The following is a 13,503-nucleotide window of genomic DNA, read 5'->3' on the forward strand; positions in this document are numbered from 1 at the left end:
CCAGGAGGGTACTACTCCGTCAGGCCCATCGCCTCGGCGAGCAACAGGTGCTGACGCCCCTCCTCGGCACGACCGGCGCGCTGCAGCGTCCTGGCCAGGAGGAGGTGCGCATAGGCCTCGGTCGGCCAGCGGCCCACGACCTCCGTGAGCACCTCCTCGGCCCGCCCCAGCTGGGCGGAGTGGTAGTAGGAGCGCGCCAACCAGATGCGGGCCTCGAGATGGTCCGGCTCCTCCTCAACCAGGCGCCGGAACAGCTCGGCGGCCTTGGCGAACTCCTTGTTCTCGAACAGGAAGGTCGCCCGGTCGTAGGTCTGGGTGAGGTCCTCGGCCATCACGGCTCCTCTCCGGCCGACCGGAACTGGTCGACCACGGTGGGGGTGGTCTGTCCTGCGAGCTCGATCGCCCACGGCAGGGGGATGTTGGAGACGGTGACGGCCTCCGGTCCGGCGGCGGTGGTGGCCAGCAGATCGGCCAGGCCGCGGCGCCGCTGGAAGAAGGACTGTCGGACCACCCATCCGATGACCCCGGCCCGCTCGAGCACGACCCGCTGCCGTTGGAGCGCCCCGGAACGGCTCACCACGTGCTCCGGCGTCAGGCGGTGGCCCAGGTTGCGATAGCTCAGCTCGGCCGTGCCCAGGTTGAGCAGGCCGGTCGCCACCAGGACCGCACCGACGATCCACCAGGGCCAGGAGAACCACCAGCTGAGCCCGCCGACGATGGCGGTCAGGCTGAGCGTCGGCCACAGGCTCTGGAAGAGCAGCCGGCGGCGCGCCGCCGGACCGTGGCTGCGCACGGGCACGGTCAGCGGCCCGTCCAACGTGCCGTCCGGCCCGGCCCCCTCGTCGTGGGCAGCGGCACCGGTCGGGTCCAGGAGCCGCTCCCCCGCGCCCAGCACGCTGTGACCCACCGACTCCGCCACCGGGCGGGGGCAGGGCGGCAACAGCTTGGTGGTGCCCCCCGACCCGACGCCGGTGGCCAGCGAGGTGAGCTCGCCGCCACCGACGGCACGCAGCAGGAGCGGCTCGGTCAGCTGGACCCCACGGATCCGGGCCTCCTCGACGGTCGTGGACGTGGTGGTCAGCAGGCCACGGGTGAGGCGGATCGTGCCTCCGGGCTCACGCACCAACCGCAGGTTCCACCACTGCAGCACGTAGTTCAGGGTCGAGACCACCAGCCAGCCGACGATCACCAGGATCAGCCCCACCAGCACGACGGCGATGATCGCCTGCGCCAGCACCCACTCGTAGGTGTCGGTCACCCGGTCCTGGCTCAGCACCCCGAAATCGTCACCGAACTGGAAGAGCACACCGAGCGCGGTGGCCACGATGACCAGGCTCGACAGGCTGAACGGCGCGAACCGCAGCCAGGACCAGTCGATCTCGGCCAGCACCTGCTCCTGCGGCAGCCCCACCGGTCCACCGGTCTGGGGTGCGGTCCCCTCGGGCGCGCCCTGCGGCATACCGGCCTCGGGCGGTGCCTCCCGCAGCGTCCCCGGTGACCCCGCGCGTCCCTGGGCCCCACGCAGGAGCAGATACTCCCGCAGCTGGGCGGCGTCGGCCGTGGCCAGACCGTCCAGCTCCACCCGGGTCTCGTCGACACCGGTCCCGATCTTGGCGCGGGCCAGCCCCAGGACGCGGTGCAGCGGCGGGGACTCCAGGTCGACGCTGCGCACCCGGTCCAGGGGCGCGGTCTTCTCCGACTTGTTGAGCAGCCCCTTGCGGACCTGCAGCTGGGTGTCGGTGAACCGGTAGCGCGTGGTGAACCAGGGGAGCACACCGGCCGCGAGCGCCGCGACCACCAGCACCGGCAGGAGCCGGATGGACCAGCTGCTGTCGGACCGGCTGATGCCGATGAGGGCGATGACGATCGGGAAGGCCATCGACCACAGCACCCGGACCGGATGGACCAACAGCATCCGTGGGGACTGCCGGTGCCACTCCTGGTCCCGCACCGCCTGCGGCGCCGGGAGGTCGTATGCCGCTCCGCTGGGTGGCGCGTCCAGGCCCCCTTCCCCCGGGGGCGGCAGATCGTGCGCCGGCCCGGTCGGTCCCGGTGGGTCAGGGGGCAGGGTCACGTCGCGTCACCCTTGTCGCGGCCGGTGATCTCGGTCAGGTCGGCGACCACGCGGCGGGCCTCGTCGTGGTCCAGGCACTTGATCTCGATCGCGCCGGCCGAGGACGCCGTGGTGACAGTGATCGAGGCCAGGCCGAACATCCGCTGGATGGCGCCCTGCTCGGAGTCGACGGTCTGCACGCGGGACAGGGGCGCGATGCGCTGCTCCACGTTGAGCCAGCCCGAGCGGGTGTAGATCGCGGTGTCGGTGACCTCCCAGCGGTGCACCGCGAACTTGAAGCGCGGCACAACCAGGATCTCGACCAGCGCACCGAGCACTGCGAGCGCCAGGATCGCGGTGGCCCACCACCACCGCTCGGGGAGCACGACGAGGTAGACGACCGTGAGGATCGCCAGGAAGATGCCCTCCCAGATCAGCGCGGTGGTCGTCCAGTAGCCGATGGCTCGGCGCGAGACCTTGCGGGCGGGGTCGCGCAGCGCGGGGTCTCCGGTGGCCGAGCTCATGCGCTGCCCACCAGGGTGGCGACGAGCAGGGCCTTGATGGTGTGCATCCGGTTCTCGGCCTGGTCGAAGACGATGCTGGCCTCGGACTCGAAGACCTCGTCAGTGACCTCAGCCCCGCCGGCCAGGTGTGGATAGCGCTCGATGAGCTCGCGACCGATGTCGCTGCCGGCGTCGTGCAGGGCCGGCAGGCAGTGCATGAACTTGGCCGCCGGGTTGCCCGTGGCCTCCATCAGCGCGGCGTTGACCTGGTAGGGCAGGAGCACCTCGATGCGCTCGCCCCAGGCCGAGGCAGGCTCGCCCATCGACACCCAGATATCGGTGTGCACGAAGTCGACGCCCCGGACCGCCTCCTGCGGGTCCTCCGTGAGCGTGAGGCGGGCGCCGGTCTGGTCCGCGATGGTCTGGCACTGCGCGATCAGCTCGTCGGTCGGCTGGAGTGCCCGCGGTGCCCCGATGCGCACGTCCATGCCGAGCTTGGCGCCGATCAGGAGCAGGGAGTTGCCCATGTTGTTGCGTGCGTCGCCGAGGTAGGCGAAGGACGTCTGGTCCAGGGCCTGCTCGGCGTGCTCGCGCATGGTGAGTGCGTCGGCCAGCATCTGGGTGGGGTGCCAGTCATCGGTCAGTCCGTTGTAGACCGGCACGCCGGCGTGCGCGGCCAGGTCCTCGACGACCGACTGGTCGGCCCCGCGGTACTGGATGGCGTCGAACATCCGGCCCAGCACCCGCGCGGTGTCCGGGATCGACTCCTTGTGTCCGATCTGGGTGGACGCGGTCTCCAGGAAGGTCGTCGAGGCTCCCTGGCCTGCGGCTGCCACCTCGAAGGCGGACCGGGTGCGGGTGGAGGTCTTTTCGAAGATCAGCGCGATGTTGCGCCCCGCCAGCCGCGGCACCTCGGTGCCGGCCCGCTGGGCGGCCTTGAGCTCCGCGGCACGGTCCAGGAGGTGACCGATCTCCTCCGGCGTCTCCTCGACCAGACTCAGCAGGCTGCGCCCCCGCAGGTCAACTGCCATCACGTGTTCCTTCCCTGCGCTTGCCGGTGCTCGCGTGCTGCCGCACGCACTGGTCCAAGCATCGCACCCATCCCCTCCCGCACCCGCACCTGTCCCGGCGAGATGTCAGTGAACCCAGACCCCGTCGCGCATGAGGGTCCGTCCGGCGATCTCGTTGCCCTCGCGCCATGCCTGCACCCGCGTGGGGCGCAGGACCAGGTAGACATAGCCCGCCGACCCTCGTGGGTCCCAGCCGGTCTGTGCCGCATAGACATCCGCCAGCACCTCGTCATCGCCCACGTCCACCGCCCGGTCCAGCACCACGTCCAGCAGCACGACGTCACGGGTGGGGCCGACGCCGAGTCGCGCCCGCCCGGTCGCCGTCAGGTTGCGTGCGGTCAGCGAGGACGCTGGCAGCGCGATGACCGCCTTCTCCTCGGACCACAGCAGCGACAGCGGGACCAGGTGCGGCATCCCATCGGGCGACGCGGTCGCGACCCACGCATCGATCCCCTCGGTGCGCAGGGTGGCCAGGGTGTCCGCCGTGCGGGTGGCGCCGTCACGGGCCTCAGGAGGAGTCATGCCTGAACGATAACCAGGGGTCCTGTCGCCCCCCGCGCCGTCGTGTCCGCGTCGGGTGCTAGGCATGAGCCCGTGGATCAGGTGGAGCTGCCCGCCGTCGGTGGGCTGGAGGCGGACGCGGTCCTGGCGACCCTGGCCGCCCACGCGACACCCGGCAGCGAGGTGGTGGCCCACGAACCTCACCCCGGCAACGGCACTGGCAGCGCACGAGGCACCCACCGGCGCCTGCTGACGCTCGGTGGTGCGCCGATGGCCATCACCCTGCTCGTCCACCCCGGCGGGCTCACCCTCCGGGCGCCGTCCCGAGTCCTCGACGAGGCGACCGACGTCGTCAGCTGGTGGTTCGACCTGGCCACCGACCCCGGCCCCGTGGCCGCCCAGCTCTCACTCGACCCACGGCTCGCTCCGCTGGTGAGCCAGCGACCTGCCCTGCGGCCACTGCGCCACCCGGCGGGCTTCGAGGCGGCGATCGACACGGTCGTCGGGCAACAGGTGACCCTCTCCTCGGCCAGGCTGTTCGGAGAACGGTTGCGGGCGGCATACTCTCCCGGCACGGTGGAGTGCCTGCGGGTCTTCCCCTCCGCCGACACCCTGGCGAGGGCACCGCTGGAGGAGTTGCGCGCCGCCGTCGGGCTGACCACCTCGCGGGCCCGGACCGTCCAGTCGGTCGCGCAGTTGTTCGCCGACGGGTTCCGACTCACCCCTGGGGTCGACCCGGCCGGTGCACGCAGGCACCTCCTGGGGGTGCCCGGCGTCGGTCCGTGGACGGTGGAGTACCTCGCGCTGCGCGCCCTGGGTGACCCCGACGCGTTCCCAGCCTCCGACGCTGTCCTGCGCCGTGCCCTGGGCGGTGCCGGGCCCCGAGCGGCCGAGGAGGAGTCGCAGGCGTGGCGCCCCTACCGCGGTTGGGCCACGGCCCACCTGTGGGCCGCAGCGAGCTGAGCGTCAGCCACCTGCGCTGACGCGCCGCCCGTGTGAGGATGTGCGTTATGCCGGAGTCGTCCCGCCGAGATCACTGGGTCCAGCGCATGAGGGCCGTGACCCGGACGAGGAGCACCGGAGCGCCACTCCCCTCGAGCTGCTCTTTGACCTGACGCTGGTCGTCGCCTTCAGCCAGGCGAGCACCCAGATGGCGCATCTGCTCGAGCTGGGCCACATCGCCACGGCCGTCGGCGCCTTCGCGTTCTCCCTCTTCGCGATCTGCTGGGCCTGGATCAACTACTCCTGGCTCGCCTCGGCCTACGACAACGATGACGTCTTCTTCCGCGTCGCCACGATGGTGCAGATGCTTGGAGTGCTAGTCATCGCCCTCGGGATGCCCGCCCTCTTCCACTCGATCGACGTGGGCGAGCACATCGACAACGGCATCGTGGTGGCCGGCTACGTGGTCATGCGCGTCTCGACCATCGCGCTGTGGCTTCGTGCGGGCAGGCACGACCCACCACGGCGCCCCGCCACGCAGACCTATGCCCGCCTCATTGCGCTCGCCCAGGTGGTCTGGGTGATCCAGATCTTCACCTACCCCCCGCTCCCGGTCACCGTGGTGGTGACACTCCTGCTGGTCATCTTCGAGATGTCAATCCCGGCCATCGCCGAACGACGAGCCTGCACGCCGTGGCACGCGCACCACATCGCCGAGCGGTATGGCCTGCTGGTGATCATCACACTGGGTGAGGTCATCCTGGGTACGATCCTGGCGATCTCGGCCGTGGTCGAGGAGCAGGGCTGGTCCCTCGAGGCCGTTCTGGTCGCCTCGGGCGGTGTCATGCTCGCCTTCGGCCTGTGGTGGGTCTATTTCACGATGCCGTCGGGTGAGGTCCTGGCAGGACACCGAGAGCGCGGATTCACCTGGGGCTACGGCCACCTGGTGCTGTTCGGCTCCCTCGCCGCGACCGGCGCGGGTCTCCACGTCGCCGCGAACGTCATTGAGCACGAGGCCCACCTCGGTCCCGTCGGGGCCATCCTCAGCGTCGTGGTGCCGGTGGCGGTGTTCACTGTCGCGCTCATCACGTTGTACTCCCTGCTGCTGCACCAGTTCGACACCTTCCACACCTGGCTGGTGGTCGGCGCGCTGGCGGTCCTGACCGCCGCCGTCCTCACGATCGCCGCGGGCGCCTCCATCGGCACCGGCATCCTGCTCGCGGCCGGTGCCCCGCTCCTGGTGATCGTGGGCTATGAGGCGGTCGGGCACCGACATCAGGCCGACGCGGTGGCGCGCACCCTGTCCTAAGCCGCCCTCACTCGCGGTCGAGCTCGTCCAGCAGCGCGACGGCGGCACGGGTGTAGTCCCCGATCCAGCGGTCGTGGATGCGCTTGATGGGCTGCGGTGCCAGCGTGAGATGCCGCTCCCGGCCGACCTTCCGGCCGATGACGAGGTCCGCCCGCTCCAGCACGCGCAGGTGCTGCAGCACCGTGGTGCGGTCGAGCTGCGGGAACTGATCGCACAGCTCACCGGTGGTGCGCGGCGCGTCGCGCAGGACGTCGAGCATCTGCCGCCGGGTGGCGTTGGCCAGGGCACGGAAGACCAGGTCATCCTTCGCGTCCCCATTGCGCTCTCCAGCATTCATGTTATATAAATATCACATGCCAACGACACAGCAGCTCACCGAACTGACCTTCACCGTCGCCGGGCGCGTCGCCCGGCCCTGTGCGGAGGTCTACGAGGCGGTCGCCGACCCCGCGCAGCTGTCCCGCTACTTCACGACCGGCGGCGCCCGGGGACGGCTCGAGGCCGGCGCCGACGTCAGCTGGGATTTTCACGACTTCCCGGGACGGTTCCCGGTGACCGTGCTCGAGGCGGTCCCACCCCGCCGGATCGTCATCCAGTGGACGACGGAGCGAGGACCTGAGACGACCACCGACCCGTCGGGGACGACGAGGACCACCTTCGAGTTCGAGCCGATCGACGGCGACACGCGCACGCTGGTCTCCATCACGGAGTCCAGCTGGCAACCCACCGCGGACGGCGCCGCGGAGGCCTTCGGCAACTGTGAGGGCTGGACGAGCATGCTGAACGCCCTGAAGGCGTGGGTGGAGCACGGCATCAACCTGCGCGAGGGCTTCTACGCCTGACCAAACCATGGCCGGGAGTCCCGGCCTGATCCGCGCTCCTCGACACACCCGCCCCGGCATTCTCGGGGTCGTGCATAGGCTCTGAGTCATGAGCCGACCCACTCCCCTGCCGAGCGACCTGGAGATCGCGACCTCCGCCACGCTCCGCCCGATCGCCGATGTCGCAGACGACCTGGGCATCGCCCACGAGCACGTCGAGCCGTACGGCCGGGACGTGGCCAAGATCGATCTCGCGGCCGCAGCCGGGCCGCCCCGCGGGAAGTATGTCGTGGTGTCGGCGATCACCCCGACACCCCTCGGCGAGGGCAAGACCACGACCGTGGTCGGCCTGACGCAGGCGCTGCGCAGACTGGGCTCCAACGCGGTGGCCACCCTGCGCCAGCCGTCGATGGGACCCACCTTCGGGATCAAGGGCGGCGCCGCTGGAGGTGGCTACAGCCAGGTGGTGCCGATGGAGCGGCTGAACCTGCACCTGACCGGTGACTTCCACGCCATCACCGCCGCCCACAACCTGCTGGCGGCCGCCGTCGACAACCACCTGCACTTCGGCAACGAGCTCGGGCTCGACCTGCGCAACATCACCTGGCGCCGGGTGATGGACGTCAATGACCGGTCCCTGCGCAACATCGTGGTCGGGATGGGAGCCCGGGCCGACGGGCTGGTCCGCGAGACCGGCTTCGACATCACCGCCGCCTCCGAGGTGATGGTGCTGATGACCCTGACCACGTCCTACCAGGACCTGCGCTCGCGGCTCGGTCGGATCGTCGTCGGCTACACCGGCGAGGGCAAGCCGGTCAGCGCCGAGGATCTCGGGGTCGCGGGCGCCATGGCGGTCATCCTGCGCGACGCGCTCAAGCCCAACCTGCTGCAGACGTTGGAGGGAGGCCCTGCCCTGGTGCACTGCGGCCCCTTCGGCAACATCGCCACCGGCACGTCGTCGGTCGTGGCCGACCAGGTCGCGCTGAGCCACGCGGACGTCGTGGTGACGGAGGCGGGCTTCGGGGCCGACATGGGGGCCGAGCGGTTCTGCAACGTCAAGTGCCGGGTGGGCGGCCTGGAGCCGGACGCCGCGGTGGTGGTGGCGACCGTGCGCGCCCTGAAGGTGCACTCCGGCAACTACGACATCAAGGCCGGGCGCCCGCTCCCCGAGCGCCTGCTCGCCGAGAGCCCGGACGAGGTGCGCGCTGGTCTGGAGAACCTGCGGGCCCACGTGGAGATCATCCGCTCCTTCGGGGTGAGCCCGGTCGTGGCGATCAACGCCTTCCCGCAGGACCACGAGAGCGAGCACGACGTGATCCGAGGGTTGGCCGCCGAGCTGGGCGTCCGCTGCGCCGTGACCAGGCACGTCGCCGAGGGAGGCGCCGGCGGGGAGGACCTGGCACGCGAGGTGCTGGCCGCCGCCGAGGAGCCGACCCGGTTCACCCCCACCTATGCGCTGGAGGACTCGCTCGCGGAGAAGATCGACGCGGTGGCGACCAGGGTCTACGGCGCGGACGGCGTCGACTACTCACCGGCCGCGAGGACGGCGCTGCAGACCTATGAGGATGCCGGGTTCGGTGGCCTGCCGATCGTCATCGCCAAGACCCACCTGTCGATCAGCTCGGACCCGACCCTGATGGGCGCGCCGCGCGGGTGGCGGCTCCCGGTGCGCGAGGTGCGGGCCAGTGTCGGCGCCGGCTACGTCTACGCGATCGCCGGCGACATGCGCACCATGCCGGGCCTGTCGCGGCACCCGAACGCCGAGCGGATCGAGCTGGCGGCGGACGGCACGGTCACCGGGCTGTCCTGACCCTGGACGCGGCCCACCCTGTTATAACCGTCAGGTGCCCACCCCCGCCCCACCCCAGACCCATGACCACGTCACACTGCGTGCCGGTCGCTACACCGCGACGACCACCGCGGACGGCGGAGCCCTCGGCTCCCTGCGCCACGACGACCGAGACCTGGTCCTGCCCTCCGGCCTGCAGATGGGTCGACCAGCGTATGAGGGCGCGATCTGTGCCCCCTGGCCCAACCGGGTCGTCGACGGACAGTGGGAGCACGAGGGGCACCGTCACCAGTTGGCGATCACCGAGCCGGAGCGCGGGCACGCCCTCCACGGCTTCGTGCACGACCAGGGCTGGACACTCCTCGAGGCGACGGGCAGCACGGCACGGTGGGGCCTGGACACCCAGCCACAACCTGGCTACCCGTGGTCACTGCGCCTCACGACGGCATACGAGCTGGACGCCGAGGGCGGCCTGACCTGGCAGGTGACCGCACAACAGCACCCGACCGGCGCTGAGCCGACCAGCCCGGCACCCTATGGCGTGACCGTGCATCCCTACTTCGTGGCCGGTGCGGGCCCGGCGCAGGACTGGACCCTGGAGCTGCCGGCCGAGTCCGCCCTCGCCGTCGACGACCGGTTGGTGCCGCAGGAGCTGGTGCCAGTTGGCGAGGCTGGCCTGGACCTGCGCACCGGGCGCACCCTCGGTGAGCAGCCGATCGACCATGCCTTCGGTGGCCTGACCGCGCGCGTCGCCCGGCTGACCACCCCTGCGGGCTCCGGGGTCGAGGTCACCTGGTCCGAGCGACACCGTTGGGTGCAGGTCTTCACCGCACAGTGGGACGCGCGCCGCCCGCGGCACGCGGTCGCCCTCGAGCCGATGACCTGCCCACCGGATGCGTTCAACTCCGGCACCGACCTGATCATGCTGACGCAGGAACCGGTGACGGTGGGCTGGCAGGTCCGCGCTCTGTGACCGCGAGACTGCTGCCTCAGACCGAGCCCTGGAGCGCGGTCGAACATGGGTGGAGGTAGCGCGACAGTGTTCGAACCTTGCCCCGGCGCTGACGCGGGCCGTGTCTTCGCATCACGCGATTCGGCGTCGGGACTCGTTGGTTGGCCAGGAGTCTTTGGAGCCGCTGCCGCGCCCGGTGACGCGCTTGACGGAAACGATGCTGCTTGAGGCCGCGCGGAGGTATCGGGGTGGGGAGATCCTGCGGACCATCGCGAAGGATCTGGAGGTGAGTCGTGAACGCCTCTCAAGTCATTTGCGCGAGCGAGGGGTCCGGCTCCGTCGAGAGAAGCCCTCTCCTGCGCTGGTGCTTGAGATGTGCCGCCGTTACGAACAGGGTGAGTCGTTGGCGAGCGTGGGCGCGCGCCTTGGATTCAACCCCAGTTCCGTGCGTGTCGCGCTCCTCGCTGCGGGGGTGAAGCTTCGGGACACTCATGGGCGAGTGCGGTGAGTCTCGACGCCCCTGTCGGGGTGTTACTCGATAGCCCCGAGGATTGCTACGACTCGGGGTGGCAGCAGAGACTTCGTACCAGTGGTGTTCACAAGCGTGGCGAGGTTGCGCCACGCATGGGCGCGGATCTGAGCGGTGGTGACTCCGCGCTGCTTGGCGAGAGCTGCTTCGACGTCGCGGACGTTGCCAGGTTGATGCGGGCGGGCTCCGCTGCGGTTCCCAATCGGGGTGGTCTGTTTCTAGGAGGAGACGGTCCGTGGGGATGAGGTCGATGGCGTCGCTTCGGCGCAGGGTGGCGGTGTTGATCGAGAAGTAGGCTCCGAGTTCAACTGCGCGCCTTGTGGTGGACCGGTCGCCGAGCCACCAATGCAGGATCGCGCCGGTGATCGGGGTGTGTTCGAGATGTTCCACGACTTCGTTGGTTGCCCGGTAGCTGTGGATCGACGTGAGTCGGGGCTTCGCTTGGAGTTGCGTGAGCAGCGAGGCCAACACGTCGTGCTGTTTGGCGGCTCTTCCCCTTCGCACCACGGCGCGCCGGAGGAAGGTCGTAGTGAGCAGCCTGCACGGGTGACGCCACTTCAAGGAGGTCAAGGGCGGGTTCGAGCTGCAACGGATACTGCCCAGGAGGCCGACACGCCGCGGCACCGGTTTATCGAGGTGTGGCTACGTGTTCAAGTGCATCGATATCGAGAATCGTGATGTCTCGACGCCCGTGCAATTCGATGAGGCCGGAGACCGAGAGCGCGGCGAGGCGCCGGCTCAGGGTTTCCGGCGTCGTGCCGAGGTACGCGGCGATTTCCTGTTTCGCCATCGGCAGTCTCACCGTGGCCGCTCCGTCCCGGATGGTGCCGGGTAGGTCCAGTAGGTAGGCCGCGACGCGGGCATTGACATCGCTGGAGGTGATGGCGGCCAGCAGTCGCTCGACGGAGGAGAGGCGGTCGGAGAGCGTGCGCAGCATCCGCTGACTGATGTCGGGGTAGTCACGCAGCAGGACTGCAAGGTCGGCATGGTCGAACACGCACATCCGGCTCTCTTCCAGCGCGACGGCGAGGTCGTTCGGGTGGTGGCCCGTCAGGAAGGCCCGTTCACCCACGACCTCGCCGTCGGTCACCGTTCGCAGGATCTGTTCCTGGCCATTGGCGGCCGCGTGGCTGACCTTGAGCTGTCCGCTGTGCATCACCAGCAGGCGCGAGACCGGCTGTCCGGGCGCATAGACGATCTCTCCCTTTTTGGCGAGTACCGGGCGGGCGAAGTCCGCGACGCGCAACTGCTCTTGATGGGTGAGACCTTGAAAGATCGGGACGCGGGTGACGCACAAGTCGTCCTCGGGCATGACGCAAGTCTATCTTACGCCGGCTCGACGCGACCGTAACGGACGGGCCAGCGGCCAGGGCCCCGGCAAAGTCGGTTGAGCAGGGTGTGACGGGCAAGGATGCTGGTCTCGGGTAGCAGCGCGGGCGTGCTCTGACCTGGGAGGATGGAGGTTCTCACACCAATCCGTCTGTCAGGCTGGAGCACGCCCGCTTGTTCTCATCTTCCCAGGTGTCGTCCGCGAGGACGACGGCCACGCCGCGTCATGTGCATCTTCTTGACGTGTTGGGACGTCTTGTGGATCCACGTTCGCGGCCCGGGGTTCGCCACCGTGCAGCCGGGCTCGTCGCGGTAGCGGTCGCCGCGATGAGTGCGGGCATGCGGGGGTTCACCGCGATCGGGCAGTGGGTCGCGGCCGTGGATCCGGACGTCCTGGCCGGTCTCGGGCTCGCGGGTCGTGCTGATGAGTCGACGTTCCGCCGGTTGTTCGCCGCCCTGGACGCGGATCTGCTGGACCGCTTGTTGGGTGTGTGGGCCGCTACCCGCGCTGGGACGGTCGAGGGGCGCCGGGTGATCGCGATCGACGGCAAGACGGTCCGCGGTGCCCGCACCCGGGCGCGCACGGCACCGCACCTGGTCGCCGCGCTGGCGCACGGTAGCGGCCTCGTGCTCGGCCAGGTCGCCACGCCCGACAAGGGCGGGGAGATCATCGCCGCACGGGACCTGCTAGACGTCCTTGACTGCAGCGCCGGGCTCGCCGGTGCGGTCGTCACGATGGACGCGTTGCACGCCCAGCACGCCACCGCTGCCCGGCTCGTGGCGGCCGGGGCCGACTACGTCCTGACCGTCAAGGGCAACCAGCCCACGCTGTTCGGACGGTTGAAGCGGCTGCCGTGGAAGGACGTGCACGCCAGCACACGTTCGGAGCGCACGCGCGGGCGTAGGGTCACGCGCACCATCAAGGTCGTCCAGGTCCCGGACTGGATCGAGTTCACCGGTGCCGCGCAGGTCGCCCAGCTGCGCCGCATCGTCACCCGAGGCGGCAAGAAGACGGTCGAGGTCGCCTACCTCGTCACCAGCGCCGACGTCCGCGCCGCGCCACCTCAGGTCCTCGCGGCCTGGGTGCAGTCGCACTGGCACATCGAGAACCGCTTGCACTGGGTACGGGACGTGACCTTCGGCGAGGACGCCTCCCGCATCCGCGCCGGCGTGGCCCCGCGAGTCATGGCCACCCTGCGAAGCCTGGTGATCGGCCTGCTACGACTGGCCGGATGGACGAACATCGCAGCAGGCCTACGCCACCACGCCCGACACGATCAACCCGCCGCCAACCTCGTACTCACCGCATGACCAGCGACTTTGCCGGAGCCCTGGGCCAGCGGCGCTCTGAGCCTCGCGAACTTGATCTATGTCAAGGAGTTCGCGGCACGGCCAACCTACGGTGAAGGTGTCAGTAAGAAACACCACGACGGAAGGATTCCACAATGACCACCGCGACCACAACCCACACCATCCTCCGCGCGGAAGGTTTTTCCTGCCCCTCCTGCGTGGCCAAGATCGAGAAGCAGGTCGGCCGTCTCAAGGGTGTCGAGAACGTGAAGGTCCACTTCGCCTCCGCCCGCATCGAGATCGACCACGACGCCGAGCGCGTGTCGGTGGATGACCTAGTCGCCGCCGTCGCGAAGGCCGGCTACAAGGCCACGCCCGCGGCCTTCTAACGTCAGTGGGCCAGCGGGCCCCACGG

The 13,503-nt window shown here is 70.0% G+C and carries 15 protein-coding genes; 7 read left to right on the forward strand and 8 right to left on the reverse strand.

Features of this window, described 5'->3' with window-relative positions; all coding sequences use genetic code 11:
* Positions 1-11 precede the first annotated feature (11 nt).
* The 5 genes from DPQ65_RS10385 to DPQ65_RS10405 all read right to left on the reverse strand — a co-directional run bounded on the left by DPQ65_RS10385 (position 12) and on the right by DPQ65_RS10405 (position 4,148).
* On the reverse strand, positions 12-332 hold the full coding sequence (locus DPQ65_RS10385; protein WP_114907265.1) for a tetratricopeptide repeat protein: 321 nt from the start codon (positions 330-332) through the stop codon (positions 12-14).
* Positions 332-2,074 (reverse strand): PH domain-containing protein, encoded by a 1,743-nt coding sequence (locus DPQ65_RS10390; RefSeq protein WP_162802158.1) that lies wholly within the window; start codon positions 2,072-2,074, stop codon positions 332-334. Before DPQ65_RS10390 ends, DPQ65_RS10385 begins: the two co-directional genes overlap by 1 nt.
* On the reverse strand, positions 2,071-2,577 hold the full coding sequence (locus DPQ65_RS10395) for a PH domain-containing protein (RefSeq protein WP_114907267.1): 507 nt from the start codon (positions 2,575-2,577) through the stop codon (positions 2,071-2,073). Before DPQ65_RS10395 ends, DPQ65_RS10390 begins: the two co-directional genes overlap by 4 nt.
* Positions 2,574-3,587: an ornithine carbamoyltransferase gene (gene argF, locus DPQ65_RS10400; protein ID WP_114907268.1), complete on the reverse strand. Its 1,014-nt coding sequence runs from the start codon at positions 3,585-3,587 to the stop codon at positions 2,574-2,576. The genes DPQ65_RS10395 and argF overlap by 4 nt, the downstream gene beginning before the upstream one ends.
* A gap of 105 nt (positions 3,588-3,692) precedes the next feature.
* Entirely contained in the window at positions 3,693-4,148 is a 456-nt protein-coding gene (locus tag DPQ65_RS10405) for a pyridoxamine 5'-phosphate oxidase family protein (RefSeq protein WP_114907269.1), read from the reverse strand.
* A 72-nt stretch (positions 4,149-4,220) separates the two neighbouring features.
* On the opposite strand from DPQ65_RS10405, the gene DPQ65_RS10410 reads away from it, so the two are divergent.
* Both DPQ65_RS10410 and DPQ65_RS10415 read left to right on the forward strand, forming a co-directional pair.
* A complete protein-coding gene (locus tag DPQ65_RS10410; protein WP_162802159.1) occupies positions 4,221-5,090 on the forward strand; it encodes a DNA-3-methyladenine glycosylase family protein in 870 nt (289 codons plus the stop codon).
* Between the two features lie 40 nt (positions 5,091-5,130).
* Entirely contained in the window at positions 5,131-6,378 is a 1,248-nt protein-coding gene (locus DPQ65_RS10415) for a low temperature requirement protein A (RefSeq protein ID WP_238146781.1), read from the forward strand.
* A gap of 7 nt (positions 6,379-6,385) precedes the next feature.
* Here DPQ65_RS10415 and DPQ65_RS10420 read toward each other — a convergent pair whose 3' ends face one another.
* On the reverse strand, positions 6,386-6,715 hold the full coding sequence (locus tag DPQ65_RS10420; protein WP_114907271.1) for an ArsR/SmtB family transcription factor: 330 nt from the start codon (positions 6,713-6,715) through the stop codon (positions 6,386-6,388).
* 16 nt (positions 6,716-6,731) lie between these two features.
* Here DPQ65_RS10420 and DPQ65_RS10425 point away from each other — a divergent pair, with 16 nt between their 5' ends.
* The 3 genes from DPQ65_RS10425 to DPQ65_RS10435 all read left to right on the forward strand — a co-directional run bounded on the left by DPQ65_RS10425 (position 6,732) and on the right by DPQ65_RS10435 (position 9,961).
* Positions 6,732-7,220 carry an SRPBCC domain-containing protein gene (locus DPQ65_RS10425; protein WP_114907272.1) on the forward strand — a complete coding sequence of 163 codons (489 nt, stop codon included), beginning with the start codon at positions 6,732-6,734 and terminating at the stop codon, positions 7,218-7,220.
* An 88-nt stretch (positions 7,221-7,308) separates the two neighbouring features.
* Complete coding sequence (locus tag DPQ65_RS10430) at positions 7,309-9,009, forward strand: formate--tetrahydrofolate ligase (protein ID WP_114907273.1); 1,701 nt, start codon at positions 7,309-7,311, stop codon at positions 9,007-9,009.
* 34 nt (positions 9,010-9,043) lie between these two features.
* Positions 9,044-9,961, forward strand: a complete 918-nt coding sequence (locus tag DPQ65_RS10435) for an aldose epimerase family protein (RefSeq protein ID WP_238146782.1) — start codon at positions 9,044-9,046, stop codon at positions 9,959-9,961.
* Between the two features lie 283 nt (positions 9,962-10,244).
* On the opposite strand, the gene DPQ65_RS16515 is transcribed toward DPQ65_RS10435, so the two are convergent.
* Positions 10,245-11,093 (reverse strand): TatD family hydrolase, encoded by an 849-nt coding sequence (locus DPQ65_RS16515; protein WP_420330086.1) that lies wholly within the window; start codon positions 11,091-11,093, stop codon positions 10,245-10,247.
* A gap of 4 nt (positions 11,094-11,097) precedes the next feature.
* Entirely contained in the window at positions 11,098-11,781 is a 684-nt protein-coding gene (locus tag DPQ65_RS10450; RefSeq protein ID WP_114907275.1) for a Crp/Fnr family transcriptional regulator, read from the reverse strand.
* A gap of 260 nt (positions 11,782-12,041) precedes the next feature.
* Between DPQ65_RS10450 and DPQ65_RS10455 the strand changes: the two genes are divergently transcribed.
* Entirely contained in the window at positions 12,042-13,109 is a 1,068-nt protein-coding gene (locus tag DPQ65_RS10455) for an ISAs1 family transposase (protein WP_272947645.1), read from the forward strand.
* Between the two features lie 134 nt (positions 13,110-13,243).
* Positions 13,244-13,477, forward strand: a complete 234-nt coding sequence (locus DPQ65_RS10460; RefSeq protein WP_114907277.1) for a heavy-metal-associated domain-containing protein — start codon at positions 13,244-13,246, stop codon at positions 13,475-13,477.
* Positions 13,478-13,503: the final 26 nt, after the last annotated feature.

This window comes from Ornithinimicrobium murale, from assembly GCF_003352835.1.
GTDB lineage: Bacteria > Actinomycetota > Actinomycetes > Actinomycetales > Dermatophilaceae > Ornithinicoccus > Ornithinicoccus muralis.